Origin of the sequence: Bifidobacterium pluvialisilvae (assembly GCF_019331695.1) — a bacterium.
GTDB classification, from domain to species: Bacteria; Actinomycetota; Actinomycetes; order Actinomycetales; family Bifidobacteriaceae; genus Galliscardovia; species Galliscardovia pluvialisilvae.
In genome coordinates this window covers 160,699-176,539 of the sequence record NZ_JAHBBI010000003.1, presented here as the reverse complement: position 1 = coordinate 176,539, position 15,841 = coordinate 160,699, and the positions used below count along the sequence as shown (strand labels likewise).

General features: G+C 66.4%; 13 protein-coding genes, 2 tRNA genes and 1 pseudogene. 2 read left to right on the top strand and 14 right to left on the bottom strand.

Going from position 1 to position 15,841, the window contains the following annotated elements; genetic code table 11:
* Positions 1-2: 2 nt before the first annotated feature.
* Positions 3-767: an LOG family protein gene (locus tag KIH77_RS03610; RefSeq protein ID WP_236024460.1), complete on the bottom strand. Its 765-nt coding sequence runs from the start codon at positions 765-767 to the stop codon at positions 3-5.
* Positions 768-1,398: 631 nt separating this feature from the next.
* A pseudogene (locus KIH77_RS03605) lies at positions 1,399-2,643 on the bottom strand (Na+/H+ antiporter NhaA); the annotation flags it as partial.
* A 161-nt stretch (positions 2,644-2,804) separates the two neighbouring features.
* Between KIH77_RS03605 and KIH77_RS03600 the strand changes: the two are divergent.
* Positions 2,805-2,881, top strand: a tRNA-Arg gene (locus KIH77_RS03600).
* Positions 2,882-3,012: 131 nt separating this feature from the next.
* Here the strand turns inward: KIH77_RS03600 and KIH77_RS03595 are convergent.
* Entirely contained in the window at positions 3,013-3,225 is a 213-nt protein-coding gene (locus tag KIH77_RS03595) for a hypothetical protein (protein ID WP_219099736.1), read from the bottom strand.
* A 206-nt stretch (positions 3,226-3,431) separates the two neighbouring features.
* Between KIH77_RS03595 and KIH77_RS03590 the strand changes: the two genes are divergently transcribed.
* The gene (locus KIH77_RS03590; protein ID WP_236024441.1) at positions 3,432-3,713 is read left to right on the top strand and encodes a helix-turn-helix domain-containing protein; all 282 of its coding nucleotides are present in this window, start codon (positions 3,432-3,434) and stop codon (positions 3,711-3,713) included.
* A 57-nt stretch (positions 3,714-3,770) separates the two neighbouring features.
* Here KIH77_RS03590 and tsaD read toward each other — a convergent pair whose 3' ends face one another.
* The 11 genes from tsaD to KIH77_RS03535 form a co-directional block, all read right to left on the bottom strand.
* On the bottom strand, positions 3,771-4,817 hold the full coding sequence (gene tsaD / locus KIH77_RS03585; protein ID WP_219099735.1) for a tRNA (adenosine(37)-N6)-threonylcarbamoyltransferase complex transferase subunit TsaD: 1,047 nt from the start codon (positions 4,815-4,817) through the stop codon (positions 3,771-3,773).
* On the bottom strand, positions 4,814-5,338 hold the full coding sequence (gene rimI / locus KIH77_RS03580) for a ribosomal protein S18-alanine N-acetyltransferase (protein ID WP_219099851.1): 525 nt from the start codon (positions 5,336-5,338) through the stop codon (positions 4,814-4,816). Before rimI ends, tsaD begins: the two co-directional genes overlap by 4 nt.
* Positions 5,338-6,144 (bottom strand): tRNA (adenosine(37)-N6)-threonylcarbamoyltransferase complex dimerization subunit type 1 TsaB, encoded by an 807-nt coding sequence (gene tsaB, locus KIH77_RS03575; RefSeq protein ID WP_219099734.1) that lies wholly within the window; start codon positions 6,142-6,144, stop codon positions 5,338-5,340. The genes rimI and tsaB overlap by 1 nt, the downstream gene beginning before the upstream one ends.
* 32 nt (positions 6,145-6,176) lie before the next feature.
* Positions 6,177-6,749: a tRNA (adenosine(37)-N6)-threonylcarbamoyltransferase complex ATPase subunit type 1 TsaE gene (gene tsaE, locus KIH77_RS03570; RefSeq protein ID WP_219099733.1), complete on the bottom strand. Its 573-nt coding sequence runs from the start codon at positions 6,747-6,749 to the stop codon at positions 6,177-6,179.
* A 1-nt stretch (position 6,750) separates the two neighbouring features.
* Positions 6,751-7,725: a DNA polymerase III subunit delta gene (gene holA, locus KIH77_RS03565; protein WP_219099732.1), complete on the bottom strand. Its 975-nt coding sequence runs from the start codon at positions 7,723-7,725 to the stop codon at positions 6,751-6,753.
* A gap of 16 nt (positions 7,726-7,741) precedes the next feature.
* A complete protein-coding gene (locus tag KIH77_RS03560) occupies positions 7,742-9,487 on the bottom strand; it encodes a ComEC/Rec2 family competence protein (protein WP_219099731.1) in 1,746 nt (581 codons plus the stop codon).
* On the bottom strand, positions 9,484-10,302 hold the full coding sequence (locus tag KIH77_RS03555) for a ComEA family DNA-binding protein (RefSeq protein ID WP_236024440.1): 819 nt from the start codon (positions 10,300-10,302) through the stop codon (positions 9,484-9,486). The genes KIH77_RS03560 and KIH77_RS03555 overlap by 4 nt, the downstream gene beginning before the upstream one ends.
* Positions 10,303-10,489: 187 nt before the next feature.
* Positions 10,490-13,477 (bottom strand): leucine--tRNA ligase, encoded by a 2,988-nt coding sequence (gene leuS, locus KIH77_RS03550; protein ID WP_219099730.1) that lies wholly within the window; start codon positions 13,475-13,477, stop codon positions 10,490-10,492.
* 84 nt (positions 13,478-13,561) lie between these two features.
* Entirely contained in the window at positions 13,562-14,386 is an 825-nt protein-coding gene (locus tag KIH77_RS03545) for a transporter substrate-binding domain-containing protein (protein ID WP_219099729.1), read from the bottom strand.
* Positions 14,387-14,397: 11 nt separating this feature from the next.
* On the bottom strand, positions 14,398-15,348 hold the full coding sequence (locus KIH77_RS03540; protein ID WP_219099728.1) for a magnesium transporter CorA family protein: 951 nt from the start codon (positions 15,346-15,348) through the stop codon (positions 14,398-14,400).
* A 253-nt stretch (positions 15,349-15,601) separates the two neighbouring features.
* Positions 15,602-15,674: transfer RNA gene (locus tag KIH77_RS03535), tRNA-Ala, on the bottom strand.
* Between the last annotated feature and the right edge of the window lie 167 nt (positions 15,675-15,841).

Sequence of the window (15,841 nt, the reverse complement as noted above, 5' to 3'; positions counted from 1 at the left end):
CGTCAGTTCCCGATCAGATGCGTCGCATAGTCGACTGCCTCGTCCGGGTCGTCGGTGAGCGTCACGAGGTTCGGGTCCAACGGCGAAATCATGCCGTGGTCGGCGAGCGTGCCGTTGATCCAGTCGAACAGCCCCTGCCAGTAGTCCGTGTCGAACAGCACTATGGGCATGGTGGTGACCTTGTGGGTCTGCACGAGGGTGAGGACCTCGAACATCTCGTCCATGGTGCCGAACCCGCCCGGGCATACGATGACGCCGGACGAATATTTGACGAACATGGTCTTGCGTACGAAGAAGTACCGGAACGTCATGCCGAGGTTGACGTAGCTGTTCAGCCCCTGCTCGTGAGGGAGCTCGATGCCGAGGCCGATGGATTTGCCACCCGCCAGGGACGCACCCCTGTTCGCGGCCTCCATGATGCCCGGGCCGCCGCCCGTTATCGTGGCCACGCCACGTTCCGCCAGCAGCTTGCCCATGCGCCTCGCCGCCTTGTAGGAGGGGTCGCCGCGTTTGGTGCGGGCCGAGCCGAACACCGTGACCGCGGGCCCCACCTCGGCGAGGGCGCCGAAGCCGTCGACGAACTCGGCCTGGATGCGCAGCACACGCCACGGGTCCATGTGCAGCCAGTCCGTGCGGTCGTCACGGCGCAGCAGGTTACCGCTGGTGGTGTCCTTCGGAATCATCGACCCACGCATCACCACCGGGCCACGGTAGTAGGTGCCGCCCAACGGGGAGTCCTTCTCCCGCGCGATTTCGGCGGCGTCCATGCCGGGGCCCGGGGCGAGCGCCGCATCGTCGTCATGCCCGACGATGTTCTTGCGTTTGAGGTTCTTGTCCTTCTTCTTCGCGGGCTGCGCATCGTCACGCCCGTGACGTCCCTTCTTCCCGGCGCTGTTCTTCACGAGTCTTGCCATGTGTCACGCTCCTTGCCGACTGCCAGCCTAGCAAGACTTCGGGCCCGCCGCCGCAGATGCGTTGGCGTCCGATGCGAATTCCCCGTGAATTAATTCGCCATTCACATATCCACGCGCATCGTGCATGTGGTCATCGGGGACGAGGGCGCCGTCATCCTCATTTGCCCGGATGCCGGCGGTGCGGGGGCTTGCGCCGGGATTTCGTGCCGGGATGTTTTCGGTTCCCGCCTCGTCGGAAGATGCCCAGACGGCGCCGGAGGCGCCGCACGGCTCCCCCGCCGTCCTTCGGCGTCTGTCCGCCGTCGTGGGAACGGTCGTCGCCCTGCCCGTGACGTGCCTTGTATCGTGCCACCGCCTCGGGGCTCAGGTCCTTCATCGATATGGTCACGGAACCGTCGGCGAGGACCTGCTCCACGTCGATGTCCTGGTCGCCGGCCGCCTTGCGGGCCGCCTCGGCGAGCTCCCGCTCCGCGTTGCGTTCACGGAAGCGCTTCGCCTGGCGGCTGAGCAGCACTCCCGATATTGCCGCGGACACGAGTGAACCGACCAACACGCCGAACCGCGCCTCCCCCGACAGCTCGGAGTCGGCGTAGGCGAGCGAGGCGATGAGGAACGACACGGTGAATCCGATACCGCACGCGCACGCCGCGGGGAACAGGTCGCGCACCCGCAGCCCCTTGGCGAGCCTGAGACCGGCGAGATGCGTGGATATCCATGCGGTGGCCATGATGCCCGCCGGCTTGCCCACCACCAATGCGACGCCGATGCCAAGCACGACCGGGGACAGCAGCATGCGCGGGCTGAGCGCCTCGAAGCGCACGCCCGTGGCGAACAGGGCGAAGACCGGCAACGCGAGCAGTGCGGAGAACGGCTGCAGCTTGTCCTTGTACCGTTCGGCGCGTGGCGTCGTCTCGCCGTACATCTCTCGGGCAGGCGTCAGCAGACCGACGAGCACGCCGGCGAGTGTGGGATGCACCCCGGCCTCGAACATCATCACCCACGCCAGAATGCCGACGAGCCCCACCAGCGGCCACGGGACGTGGCGGCGTTTGACGAGCACGGACCATATGGCGGCGCACACGATGATGCCCGCGAACCAGTACCAGGCGTTGAGCGAGGAGAAGAAGACGGCGATGACGATGACCGCGAGCAGGTCGTCCACGGTGGCGAGCGTCATGAGGAACGCGCGGATCGATCCCGGCAGCCCCTTGGCGAACAACGCCAGCACCGCGAGCGAGAAGGCGATGTCGGTGGCCATCGGCACCGCCCAGCCCTGTGCGATCTCGGCGGAAGGCAGGATGCTGCCCGTGGCCACCACCTCCATGCCGACACCCCCCGGACCGAAATACGAGAACAGCGTGGAGACCAGCAGGAACAGCAGCGGCGGCACGACCATGCCTCCGACCGCACAGGCCATGGGCACCGCCGCGGCCCGGGGATTCGCCAGGGAGCCGGTGGTCAGCTCCTGCTTGAGGTCCAGGCCCACCACAAGGAAGAACACGGTGAGCAGACCATCCTGCGCCCAATGCCCGATCGGCAGGTCGATGTTCGTCGAGGGCACGCCGATATGGTATTCCGCGACCGCCTCGAACACGTGGGAGGTGACCGGGATGTTGGCGAGGAGCAGGCCGGCGAGCGCGAATCCGAGCATCACCAGCCCCGAGACCGTATCCGACGCCGCGATACGCCGGATCCTACCCCAAAAGCCCGTGGTTGCTGCATCGGCCATGCGTGTTCCTTTCCCTGATTTTCTCCATCAAGCATGACATTCTGTCTCAACATTTTTCATGCGGTTATCCCACGGATTCCGGGGAAAATCACGCGACACGCCGATATTGCATCTTTCCCGTGAGAGCGTTATATTAGCTGAGTTGTCTGAAGAGATGACATGCGCCAGTAGCCCAATGGATTAGAGCATCTGACTACGGATCAGAAGGTTGCAGGTTCGAATCCTGTCTGGCGCACCATTCGACCGTGATATTCGATGGAATATCACGGTTTTTTTATCTGCTTCCCAATCCCGTATTTTCTTCATTGATACCGGGGAATTCATTGACGTCGAAAGAATCGCCGTTGACGGACCTTGCCGCGGCAACGGTCACCATTGCACGGCGTACGTCTCGGACCCGTCGTCAAGGGCTATCCCCCGGCGGAGCATCTCCACTCCGGCGATGTTGCGGACGAAGGACTGGCTCACCGGGTCAAGGGACCTGAACACCTCCGTCAGGGTGTCGTCGTCGACGTTCGACAGCAGATCGGCGATGGCGGCGGTGTTGCGCCCGATGTAGGAAAGCTCGCTCATGATGTCCATGCGTTCCTCCTGACTTTCCGGCCCGCCGCCGGTCGTTCGCGACGTCGTGCCGTCGTCACGCGGCACCGGCGTTTGCCGTGTAATGTACACGTGCGTCGGCAATAAATCAACCGTCATGGGCGTCGCCGCCCATGACTTCCCAGCCTACAGAAAAATGAGGACTATAGTCCGTGGACTGCGGGGCCGCGCTCGCGGAGCATACCCGTATGACCACGGATACCTCACTTTCCACGCTGCGCCGCCGGGCCTTCGGCATGGCCGTGGTGCAGCTGCGCAACGCCCGCCATCTCAGTCAGGAACGTCTGGCGCTGATGGCCGGGATAGACCGTTCGTACATGGGCCGCATCGAACGTGGAGAACGTTCGGTGGGCTACGACAAGATATGGGCGATCGGGGATGCCCTCGGCGTCAGCTTCCTGGAACTCGCCCAGCAGATGCAGGTCGAATTCCAGGTGCTGCGGCGCGAATCCGACGGCACGGGACGGTAGCCGGAGCCGACGGGCGCCTTGGAGTCGCGAGGGTCTTTCCTGCCCCGTCGGAACGGGTCAGTCCATGCTGATCTTCGACATCGGCATCGCGGAGTCGATGGGGAAATCGGGGCTGCTCGGGCCGACGCCCGCCTCGACGAGGTTGACGCCGAGCATGGCGACCATGGCGCCGTTGTCGGTGCACAGGCCGATCTTCGGGATGCGCACCTGTACACCATGCCGTTCGCCGACCTCGAGCAGTTTCGCGCGCAGCTGCGAGTTCGCGGAGAAGCCGCCGCCGACGATCAGCGTCCGGGAACCGTACCGGAGGCATCCGTTGATGGCCTTCTTCGCCAGCACGGAGGCGACGGAATCGGCCAGGGAGGCGCAGACGTCGTCGACGGGAATCTCGTTGCCAAGCGCCTGCTGCTCCTCTATCCAGCGCGCGACCGCGGTCTTGACGCCGGAGAAGCTGAAATCGTAGGGGTGACGGGCGCCGGCCTTGCCCTGGGTGAGTCCTTGGGGCACGCGGATGGCATGGGGGTCGCCCGACTGCGCGTGACGGTCGATGTGCGGACCTCCCGGATAGGGGAAGCCAAGGAGGCGCGCCACCTTGTCGAAGCACTCCCCCGCCGCGTCGTCCAGCGTGGTGCCGACCACGTCGACGTGCCGGGCCACGTCCCGCACGTGCAGCAGCGACGTGTGGCCGCCGGAGACGATGAGCGCCAGCGTGTCGTCGGGGAAGGGACCGAACTGCAGCTGTGTGACCGCGATATGGCCGATGACGTGGTTGATGCCGTAGATGGGTTTGTTCGCCGCGTAGGCGAGCGCCTTGGCGCCGGATACGCCGACGGCGAGGCATCCGGCCAGTCCGGGGCCTGCGGAGACCGCGATGGCGTCCACGTCGGCGAGCTCGAGGCCGGCGTCGGCGAGCGCCTGCTCCACCACCGGGACGAAGGCCTCCGCATGGGCACGCGAGGCGATTTCCGGAATCACGCCGCCGTAGCGGGCGTGTTCGTTCATGGATGATGCGACGACGTTGGACCGCAGTGTCCGCCCCTGGACGATGGCGGCGGCGGTCTCGTCGCAAGTGGATTCGATGCCCAGTACGATCGGTTCGCTCATAGGTTCCTCTCCCCGCTGTCGTGCGCCGTCGGCCGGAATCCGACGATGCGCTCCCTCAGATCCAATGCCATGACATAGGCGTCCACGCCCTCCGGCTGATAGTACCGGCGGCGCAGCCCGATGCGCTCGAACCCGAGACGCCGATACAGGCCGAGGGCGGCGTCGTTGTCCACACGCACCTCCAGCAGCATGCGGCCCGCGCCCTGCCGTCCGGCGTCGTCGATGAGCGCGTTCATCAGCCGCCATGCGATGCCCTGCCGCTGGCAGGAACGCCGCACGCCCACGTCCATGATCTCCGCGTCGTCGCCGTCATACCAGAATCCGGCGAATCCCCGGATGTCCGACTCCCGCATGGGGCCGGCATCGTCCGCGGTCTCGAACAGGTAGGTTCGGGCGGGTGCATCGAGCTCCTGCCGTATCGCGTTCTCGCTCCATGCGTGGTTGCCGAACAGTTCGAGTTCGATACCGCGCAGGGCACGGATCGCGGTCTCGCGGTCCAGCTCCTCCAGACGGTGCAGCATCATGCCGTCCTTTCGGCACCGGCGTGGTTGAGCACATGCTTGAGCGGCGCCGGAATCTGCGCGTCCGGGCGCCTCAGGTACAACGGCTCGACCGGTGTTCCCGGATTGCGCTCGGCGGCGAGGCGGGCGTCGCGAGCGAAGACGGAAAGGCCCTGTGCGCCGCCGTCGAACACGGATTCGTCGACGATGTCCCCCACGTGTTCGATGGCGGACAAGGCTTCGGAGTATCGGGCGGCGCCGTGTCCGATGACGTCGACGACCACGTCGCCGCCGACACGTTCCCGCCAGGTCCTCACCGCCTCGTTCACCCGTTCCACGATGGAGTCCGGATAGTCGATGTCCATGGCGATGATCGGGTGCGCCGACGACCCGTCCCCGCCATCGCCGGTGGACGGCTCGTCGCACAGCTCGAAGTACAGCTGCTTGCGGCGCGCGTCGTTCACGGCGAGCGTGAGCGTGCGCCGGGCCGCCGGGCCGCCGGACGTGCCGTCATTGCCACGGCGGATGAGGTTCCACCGCACCTGCGGTTCGAGCACGTTGCGGCCGATGAGGTTCGCGCCGGTGGCGAAGGCGAGCGCCTTGGCGGTGACGATGCCGGCGCGCAGCCCGGTGAACGGCGCGGGGCCGGTTCCCACGATGACCGTGTCGATGTCCCGCGGTGTGCCGCCGGCCCGTTCCACGGCGAGGGCGATGTTGTTCCGCAGCCGTTCGACGTGCGTGCGCGAATCGGTTTCGACGATCGGCTCATGGCCGACGACGCCGACCGTCGAACCGTACGAGGTGTCGATCACCAGCGTGCATCCCATATGTGTTTCTCCTTGCTACGACCTGTAAGAGTCTACAACGTGGAGGACATCCGTTCCGCCCATGCGCCGCCCACGGGCACGAACGTGACCGTGCGGACGCCGGCGCTGGTCAGTTCCGCGTCCGGGTCGGCGATGCGGGCGTCGGCGTCCAGCGGCCGGTCGATGTGTATCTCCAGACGTTCGGGGGCGAGGGCCGCGGCCATCTGCTCGCCCCATTCCATGAGCACGACCGTGTCGTCACTGGGGTCCTCGAGCTCCTCATCCAGTCCGAGGGATTCGAGTTCGTCGAGCAGACGGCCCGTGGCGTCCTGGCCTGGCGCGTAGGCGGTACCGCCCAGACGGTAGGCGTCCACGTGCACCAGATGCGCCGGGGATCCGTCGACGAACCGGCCTTCGAGCTCCCGGGCGATGGTGAACGTGGGTGAGACGATGGGGCCGTCGACGCCGAGTCCGGCGCCGAATCCTTGGGCGAAGGTGGTCTTGCCGGCGCCGAGCGGCCCGGACAGCAACAGCACGTCGCCTCCGCGCACCATGGACGCCACCCGGCGTCCCACGTCGCGCATGTCCTCCGCGGTCGGTGCGATGATCGTTCGCTCCCCGGTCATGTCAGTTCCTTCCTTTCGCCCCGATGGCCTCGATGGTCCGTTCCAAAGCATAGACCGGGTCGCCGCCGTTGGTCTTGCTCTGCTCGTCCGCCCACGCGAGCATGCCGATGCAGCGCCGCATGCCGTCGGAGGACCATCCGGACAGCTGGCGCCCCGCGTTCTTCAGCACCCACGGGTTGATGTTCGCCTCCGACTGGCTGATCGTGCCGACACGCACGGCGGACGCCTTGGCCATGGTGCGCAGCTTCATGGCGAGCGCCCCGATCAGCGCTATGGGGTCGGTGCCTTGGGCGATGGCGGAGCGCATGGCGACGATGGCCTCCGCGGTGCGCCCCTCCACGGCCTTGTCGGCGACGACGAAGCCGGTGACCTGGGGGCTTGCGGTGAGATATTGGTTCACCCTGTCGACGCCGATGGGGTCGTCGTCGAAATCGAAGCACAGCTGCGCGCACATGGCGGCGAGCTCACCGGTCCTGCCGCCGAGCACGTTCACCAGCTGCTGCGCCGCGACGGGGTCCACGCGTCTGCCCCGCCGCTCGAAGCATTGGTAGACGTAGTTGATTCTGGCGTCGGCCTTCTTCAGGTCGGGCACCTGCACCATGTCGGCACCCGCACGTTTGAGCACATCGATGAGGCGTCTGCCTTTCATGCCGCCCTCGTGCTGGCATATCACCACGGTTCCGCCATCGTCGCCGGCGTGCTTCAGATAGTCGACCATGGCGTCCCCAAGCTTGTCGTCGGCGCCCTGCAGGTTGGACACCCTCACCACGGCGGCGTCGGACAGCAGCGACGGGCTGACGGCCTCGTCGAAGGCATAGGAGTCGCATGAGGCGGCGTCGAGCTCGACAAACTCCGCGTCGGGACGGCGAGCACACGCCTGGCGGCACAGGTCCTTCACGGTCTGGTCGTTGAGGAACCCGTCGCCGCCGAACACGATGCGCATGGAGGGGTTCCGGTGTGATGCTGATGCTGCCATAGACCCTAATCTCCCGTCAATGCTGGACATCGAACAGCATGGCGCATGTCTCGCGCCACCATGTCGTCCACCGCGACATCGGCGTGGGACGGTACGGGGTCCCGGTGGCCGCGCCGTCCGGGATTCCGGCATCAGCCGCATCGTCCCGCCGCAGAATACGCATGGCGTGCATGGTCGCCGCGACGGCGGCCGCGCAGGCCAGTTCCGCGGCCGTCATGGCGATGGCGCCGGCCACACCGTCCGGCCATACCAGCGTGCCGGACGGCATCGAGCCGAGCAGCGTCGCGCATCGTTCCAGGACCGCCGTGCCCACGGACGCCAGAAGGACCAGGCCATGACCAAGGCCGGGGAGCGCCCAGGAGACAAGCAGCGCGGCAAGACCGACGAGCGTCGTCATGCCGACCACGGGTGACGTGACCACGTTCGCCGGCACCGCAAGCAACGGCACCTGCGGGTTCATCATCACCTGGATGGGCAGAGTGGGAATCTGGGCGCACACCGTCACCGAGACGGCCCTCGCCAGCGTCGTCGGCATCAGCCCCTCGAGGAATCCGGCGACCGCGGCGTCGAACAGCACGATGCCGTACACCGCCGCGCAGGACAGCGCGAACCCGTAGCTTCCCGATAGCTCGGGCCGGATCAGCAGGATGGCGATCACCGTCCAGTTCAGCGACGACAGCGCCTGGGAACGCCGTCCGAGGAATAGCCCGGCCACACCCACCATGCCCATGGCCGCGGCCCGCAACACGGAATCGGACGGATACACCAGTGCGACGAGCACGGCGTATGCGCCGATGACGCCGACGGCGGCGAACCAGCGGGGCGCGAGCAGTCGCGCGCAGCAACGTCGCACGAGTTCGGCGGCCAGGACGAAGTGGCTGCCGGATACCGCCATGGGATGCATGATGCCCGACCGTTTGAAGTCCTCCTCCAACGCACCCGCATAGGTGTCGTCCACCGGGGATGCGCCCTCGGTCTCCTGCCGGTGGACGTCCTGTCCGAGCACGCCGATCGTCAGGCCGGGCACAAGGACGCGTCCCTGGTCGCCGAGACGGTCGGTCTGGGCGAAAAACGCTTCCTGCATCCTCGTTCCCATGGCCCGCCATCCCGGGGGCGGCGACGTCTCGCGGACGTCATCGTCCCGGTCGACGTCCAGCCATGCCGTCGCGGAGCCGAATCGCGCGGCCTTGAGGGTTCCCGATACGCGGTATGCGGCACCTTGCCGCCACCGGCAGGCGTCGTCCTCGGCGAAGGCCCGCACGGTCGCGTTCGAGGGCGAACCCACATCGCGGGACCATACCGTCCTCACACGCATGTCGATCTGGCAATCGGCCTCCCGTCGTTCGGAGGACATGACGGGCGTCGTGGCGACCGCGGTCACGGTCACGACCCCCGATTCGCCCGAGCCGAGGAGTCCGATGAGCGGGTCGCGGGATTCCGCCAGGTCCGAAAGTCCCCCGGCGACCGTGGCACAGCCTACCGCCGCCAGCAGCACCGCCGCATGCCATAGGCATTGCGGTCCGATGCGCGGGGCCGCCTTCCGAGGTCTCGCGTCCGGTCCTCCCCGCGTCAGCAGCAGGACCGCCACACCGGCCGCCAGAGAAACCCCCATGGCGGTCATGACGGCCACGTCCCAATGCTCCCCCACGGCATGCCGGGCCAGCAGCGTGGCCCATACGGCCAGCGCGGCGGGCATCATCCTCCGGTCGGCGCTTCCCCGCTCCCGTTCGGCGCGGGGCGCACGCATGTTCCGTCCGCTCATGTGCCGACCGTCACGTATGGTCTGATCTTCTCCAGGGTCTTCGCGCCGATGCCGGGGACGTCGAGCAGGTCGTCGACGCTGGAGAACCGGCCGTTCTGGGCACGGTGGTCGAGTATACGGCGTGCGGTGACCGGGCCGACGCCGTTGATGGTCTCCAGCTGCTCAGCCGTGGCGGCGTTGAGGTCGATGAGGCCGGACGACGGCGCCGGCGCGGCGGACGACGTCGATGCGGACGACGATGACGTCTGGGCCGGTGGCGCGGTCTGAGACGGCGTCTGCGGGGTCGGGGACTGCGACGACGCGGATGACGATGAAGGGGTGGAGCCCGATGACGTGGTGGAGCCCGATGGCGAAACGGACCGTGCCGACGACGACGCGGATGCTTCGGGGAGCGTATCCGCCGTCATGGAGTCGACGTGCCTGGCCTGCTGGGCCAGCAGGGTAAGACTGATGCTGAGCACGAACACTAGGACCAGGATGATGACGGCGGCGTGCCGGCCGTCGAGGGTCAGCCTTGCGACGTTGCGTGATGTGTGCCGATCCAGCAGCTCCTCGGCGCCATGGTCGTCCGGGGACACCCCCGACAGCATCGACAGCATCAGCGGCGCTCCCGGGGATGCTGTCGACCCGTCCCGTGCACGTCTCCCCCCGGTGCCGCGGCGCTTCGGCAGGGACGGCGTCTCCGGGTCCGTCATGGCCGGGCCGTTCCCCGTCCGGTCGTCGAATGCCGCAAGGTCCACGCCGAGATCTGGCGGCAGCGGCACCATGGTGACCGGCAGGTACGGCATCGGGGCGTTCGTCTTGTTCTCGGGCATGACTCCACTATGGGCAGGCCCGTGTCGCCGGAGCAACCGCCGGAGGGAATGTGGACGGACGGACCACCCCCGATACGACGATGTGGACGGCCAGGGCATCGTCCACATCGGAGACGACGACCCGACCGTCCACATGAATCATCCGCCGGGCGCCACATGACGTCCGGCCCATGGCATCCGGTCCGGATTACTTGGCGGGCACCACGGAGACGATCTTCGGGGCCTTGACGATGACCTTGCGCGGGGGCTCGCCACCAAGACGGTCCTGCACGGCGGGCAGGGCCAGGGCGAGCTTCTCAAGCTCGTCGGCCGAGATGTCGGGGCTCACTTCGAGCTTGCCGCGGATCTTGCCCTTCACCTGCACGACGGCGGTGACGGTGTCCTGCCCGACGTACCTGTCGTCGGCGACCGGCCACGGCGCCGCGGACAGGGACTCGGCATGGCCGAGGCGCGACCACATCTCCTCGCAGATGTGCGGGGCGATCGGGGCGAGCATGAGGATCAGCGGCTCGACGGCGGCGCGCGGCACGGCCTTCAGCGAGGTCAGGTGGTTGTTGAGCACGATGAGCTTGGCGATCGCGGTGTTCGGGCGCATGTTCTCCATCTCCACGGTCACGTCGGCGATCGTGTTGTGGAGGAGCTTGAGGGTCTTGACGTCCGGGGCGTCGTCGACGACGTGGGCCTCGCCGGTCTCCTCGTCGACGACGTTGCGCCACAGGCGCTGCAGGAAGCGCATGCTGCCGACCACGTTGCGCGTGTTCCACGGACGGGACTCGTCGAGCGGGCCCATGCTCATCTCGTACAGGCGGAAGGTGTCCGCGCCGTAGTTCTCGTACATGTAGTCCGGGGTGATGATGTTCTTCAGGCTCTTGCCCATCTTGCCGAACTCGCGGTTGGCGTGCTCGCCGTGCCAGGTGAACGTGGGCTCGCCGTCGGCACCGGCGGGGCCTTCCTCGACCTCATCGGCCGGCACGTACTGGCCGCGGTCGTCGGTGTAGGCGTACGCCTGGATCATGCCCTGGTTGAACAGCTTGTGGAACGGCTCGGCGGAGTCCACGTAACCCAGGTCGAAGAGGATCTTGTGCCAGAAGCGCGAGTACAGCAGGTGGAGCACCGCATGCTCGACGCCGCCGATGTACAGGTCGACGCCGCCCTCGGCGCCGGAGTACTTGTTGTGCTTCGGCCCCATCCAGTAGTCGAACTCGTCCTTCTCGACCATGTGGGCGGTGTCCGTCGGGTCGATGTAGCGCATGTAGTACCAGCAGGAGCCGGCCCAGTTCGGCATGGTGTTGGTGTCGCGATAGTAGGTCTTGGGGCCGTCGCCCAGGTCGAGCGTGACCTTGACCCAGTCCTCGTTGCGGCTCAACGGCGCCTCCGGGTTGGACTCGGCGTCCATCGGGTCGAAGGTGCGCGGCTGGTAGTCGGGCACGTCGGGCAGGTTGATGGGCAGCGCGGAGTCCGGCAGCAGGTGCGGGGTGCCGTCCTCGCCGTAGACGATCGGGAAAGGCTCGCCCCAGTAGCGCTGTCGGGAGAACAGCCAGTCGCGCAGACGGTAGGAGACGGTGCCCTTGCCGACGCCCGCGGATTCGAGCCACGCGTTGACCTTGGCGATGGCGTCGTCCACGCGCAGACCGTCGAGGCTCAGGGCGTCGCCCTTGGCCTTGGTGGCCTCCACGGAGGAGTTGATGACGATGCCGTCGTGGGAGACGAACGGCGCCTTGCCCTCGTAGTTCGCGAGGTCGTCGCCGGACTCGGGCAGGGGCTTGACGGTGTAGATGACCGGCAGACCGAACTTCACGGCGAAGTCGTAGTCGCGCTGGTCGCCGCCCGGCACGGCCATGATGGCACCGGTGCCGTAGTCCATGAGCACGTAGTCGGCGGTGAACAGCGGCAGCTTCGCGCCGGTGATCGGGTTGACGGCGTACAGGCCGGTGAACAGGCCGGTCTTCTCGCCGTTCTCGTCCACGCGGTCCTTCGCGGTCTTGGATTCGGCGGCGAGGCGGTAGGCCTTCACGGCCTCGACCGGGTTGGCGTAGCCGCCCTTCCAGTCCTCGGGCGTCTCGGCCGGCCATGCGGCGGGCACGTCCTCGAGCAGGTGGTGCTCCGGGGAGACGACGGCGAAGGTGGTGCCGAACAGGGTGTCGGGACGCGTGGTGTAGATCTCCATGTCCTTGGCGCCGTCGGGGGTGGCGACCTCGAAGTGCACGGAGGCGCCATGGCTTTCGCCGATCCAGTTGCGCTGCATGAGCTTGACCTTCTCCGGCCAGTCGATGCCGTCGAGGTCCTCGATGAGGCGGTGGCCGTACTTGGTGATGCGCATCGACCACTGGCGCAGCTCACGCTGGAAGACCGGGAAGTTGCCGCGCTCGGACTTGCCTTCGGCGGTGACCTCCTCGTTGGCGAGCACGGTGCCCAGGCCCGGGCACCAGTTGACCGGGGACTTGGAGATGTAGGCGAGGCGGAAGCCGTTGAGGATGTCCTGCTGTTCGGCCTCGCTCAGGTCGCCCCACGCCTTGCCGTCGGTCTCGTGGCCGGGGATGGCCTTCTCACCGTTCTCGAACTTGGCGACGAGTTCCGAGATGGGACGGGCGGAGCCCTTGGTGCCGGACGGGTTGACGGCGTCGTCGTCGTACCAGGATTCGTAGATGCGCGAGAAGATCCACTGGGTCCAGCGCACGTAGCCGGGGTCGATGGTGGCGAAGGTGCGGCGGTTGTCGAAGCTCAGGCCCATGCGATGCAGCTGGCGGGACATGTTGGCGATGTTCTGCTCGGTGGTGACGCGCGGATGCTGGCCGGTCTGCACGGCGTACTGCTCGGCCGGCAGGCCGAAGGCGTCGTAGCCCATGGCGTGCAGGACGTTCTCGCCTTTCATGCGGTGGTAGCGGGAGACCACGTCGGAGGCGAGGTAGCCGAGCGGGTGCCCCACGTGCAGGCCCTTGCCGGAGGGGTAGGGGAACATGTCCATGGCGAAGTAGGCGGGGCGGCCATCCGCGTTGCGGCCCTTGCCGTCCTTGAGGTCGCCGTTCACGTTGGCGGCCCAGAACGTGCCTTCGTCGTCCCAGCGCTTCTGCCAGTCCTTCTCGATCTTCTGTGCCAAGGCGGCGTTGTAGCGGAATGCGGGCTCCCCGTTTCCGTCGTGTCGTGCGCCCTCCACATCGGTAGCGTCCTGCGCCATGATGCTCCTTTGTTGTTCAACAGACTCCATGTAACAGGGGCAATTATCGCCAGACATGCGGACACGCCGCGGCGGGACGTCCAGTTAGTGAACGTTGCCGAGGGTCCTGCGCAGGGCACGGTTCAGTGAGCCGTCGGCCCGCATGGCGTCCAAGGCGGCCTTCACCTGTTCGGAGAGCCGGTCGCTGCCCTTGCGCAGCCCGATGCCGTACCGTCCCCTTGCATAGCCGGCGTCCAGCACGCGCACCCGCGTCCCGCCCTCCGATGCGGCGAGCCCCCGCAGCACCGACCGTGGCGCGCTGACGGCGTCCACCATGCCGGTGAGCAGGGCGGTCGCGCACTGCGTCGCTCCGGGCTGCGCCACCAGGGTGACATGGCCGTCGAGCCGTCGGCGCAGCTCGTCCCCGGTCGCGGAGCCGTCGATGACGCAGGCCTTGCGTCCGCCGAGGTCGTCGACCGACGTGATGTCCGTGGCCGACTTCAGCGTCATCACGCCCTGGCTGTCGTCGAGGTACGATCCGGCGAAGTCGTAGGGAAGGTCCGCGCCGTCATGGGTCGCTGACAGACGGTCGTCGTCCACGTACATGCCGGTGACCATGTCGACGTCGCCGTCGTCGAGCATGTCGTCCCGTCCGGCCTCGGGCGCGTTCTCCCATACGATCTGCCATGATGCGTAGCCGAGTCTTCGGGCCACGTATTCGGCGACCTCCACGTTGAGTCCGCTGTATTGGCTTCCTTTGCGCAGGCCCATGGCCGGCTGGTCGTAGGTCACGCCGATGACGATTCTCGGACCGACGATCTCGCTGGCGCCCAGGGGGGCCTGTCCGCATGCGCCGAGCGCCATCGTCATCGCGAGGGCGACCGTCGCGGCGACGGCCCTCGCCGCCGACCGCGCGCCCCGTCCTTTCATGATGCCCGTGGTCATTTGAACATGCGGGAGCGGGTGAGGAACCAGGTGACCACTATGGAGACGATGATCGAGATGACGATGATGGCCGCGAATCCCCAGGTCTTGTCGGTCAGGGGCATGCCGAGCTGTCCTTCGGCGAAGTTCATGCCGTACATGGAGAAGATGAGCGTGGGGATGGACAGTGTGATGGAGATGATGGTGAACACGCGCATCACATTGTTCAGGTTGTTCGACACCACGGACGCGAAGGCGTCGGTCATGTTCGCGAGGACCCCGCTGTAGATGTTGGCCATCTCGATGGCCTGCTTGTTCTCGATGATGACGTCCTCGAGCAGGTCCTGATCGTCGGGATACTGGCGGATGCGGCTGAGCGTGTTGAGTTTCTCCATCACGATCTCGTTCGATTTGAGTGACGTGGTGAAGTAGACCAATGTCTTGCTCAGTTCGAGCAGCATGAGGATCTCGCGGTTCTGCATGGAGTGGCGGAGCTTGAGTTCGAGCTTGTCGCTCTCGCGGTCGATGATGCGCAGGTAGCGCAGGTACATCGTGGCGTTGCGGTAGAGGATCTGCAGGATGAACCGGGATTTCATGAACGTGTTGAATCCGCGGATCGTGCCTTCCATGAACGGGTGGAGCACGGGCGTGTCCTGCATGCATACGGTGATGATGACGTCGTCGACGACGATGATCGACAACGGGATGGTCTCGTACCAGTCGCGTCCGCCGCGTTCCTCCACGGTGGGGATGTCGACGATGATCATCGTGTAGTTGTCCTCGACGTCCACACGGGACCGTTCCTCGTCATCCAGCGGGGCGCGCAGGTCGGCGAGATCGATGTCGCATACCTCGGAGACCGTGGCAAGCTCCACGTCGGTGGGTTCGCTGAGGCATATCCATGAGCCGGGGGCCGGCTTCTCGATCTGCTCGACCTGGCCGTTCACCGTGCTGAATGTTCTCATCATCGTACGTCACCTGCCTTGCCCGTCATGCATCGCAACGGCCCGTCATGGTGTTGTCCCCGGGCCCGTTTCCGTCTGGTCCGTGTTGTCGCGGACCCACATCAAGGATAGTCCACGCCTCGACTTCATGCGGACGCCGGCCGTGCGCGCCGCCTTCGTACGATACGACCATGGGTGCGGGGGTTATAGGCCGATGATGGGAATGCGGGATATGAAAAAGGCCGGAACCCTTTTCGGATTCCGGCCACTGTTCCTGTGGAGCTAGGGGGATTCGAACCCCCGACCCCCTCCATGCCATGGAGATGCGCTACCAGCTGCGCCATAGCCCCGTTGGTCGGTCGACGAAATGAATGCAAACGACTCATTTCGTTTTGACTTGGGAAATACTACATCAATGCAGGACTTCATGCAATATTCGGCGTGTCCTTTGATATCGCAGCGATATTGCGGACCATGCCGGATGCGGCCGCGTCCCCGTGACCCGTCGTCGGCAAGA

Coding starts and splice junctions, on each gene's coding strand:
- KIH77_RS03590 (WP_236024441.1), top strand. CDS start 3,432: ATGACCACGGATACCTCACTTTCCACGCTGCGCCGCCGGGCCTTCGGC.
- tsaE (WP_219099733.1), bottom strand. CDS start 6,749: ATGACCGGGGAGCGAACGATCATCGCACCGACCGCGGAGGACATGCGC.
- leuS (WP_219099730.1), bottom strand. CDS start 13,477: ATGGCGCAGGACGCTACCGATGTGGAGGGCGCACGACACGACGGAAAC.
- KIH77_RS03555 (WP_236024440.1), bottom strand. CDS start 10,302: ATGCCCGAGAACAAGACGAACGCCCCGATGCCGTACCTGCCGGTCACC.
- KIH77_RS03610 (WP_236024460.1), bottom strand. CDS start 767: ATGGACGCCGCCGAAATCGCGCGGGAGAAGGACTCCCCGTTGGGCGGC.
- holA (WP_219099732.1), bottom strand. CDS start 7,725: ATGGCAGCATCAGCATCACACCGGAACCCCTCCATGCGCATCGTGTTC.
- tsaD (WP_219099735.1), bottom strand. CDS start 4,817: ATGAGCGAACCGATCGTACTGGGCATCGAATCCACTTGCGACGAGACC.
- KIH77_RS03560 (WP_219099731.1), bottom strand. CDS start 9,487: ATGAGCGGACGGAACATGCGTGCGCCCCGCGCCGAACGGGAGCGGGGA.
- KIH77_RS03545 (WP_219099729.1), bottom strand. CDS start 14,386: ATGAAAGGACGGGGCGCGCGGTCGGCGGCGAGGGCCGTCGCCGCGACG.
- rimI (WP_219099851.1), bottom strand. CDS start 5,338: ATGCTGCACCGTCTGGAGGAGCTGGACCGCGAGACCGCGATCCGTGCC.
- KIH77_RS03595 (WP_219099736.1), bottom strand. CDS start 3,225: ATGGACATCATGAGCGAGCTTTCCTACATCGGGCGCAACACCGCCGCC.
- KIH77_RS03540 (WP_219099728.1), bottom strand. CDS start 15,348: ATGATGAGAACATTCAGCACGGTGAACGGCCAGGTCGAGCAGATCGAG.
- tsaB (WP_219099734.1), bottom strand. CDS start 6,144: ATGGGATGCACGCTGGTGATCGACACCTCGTACGGTTCGACGGTCGGC.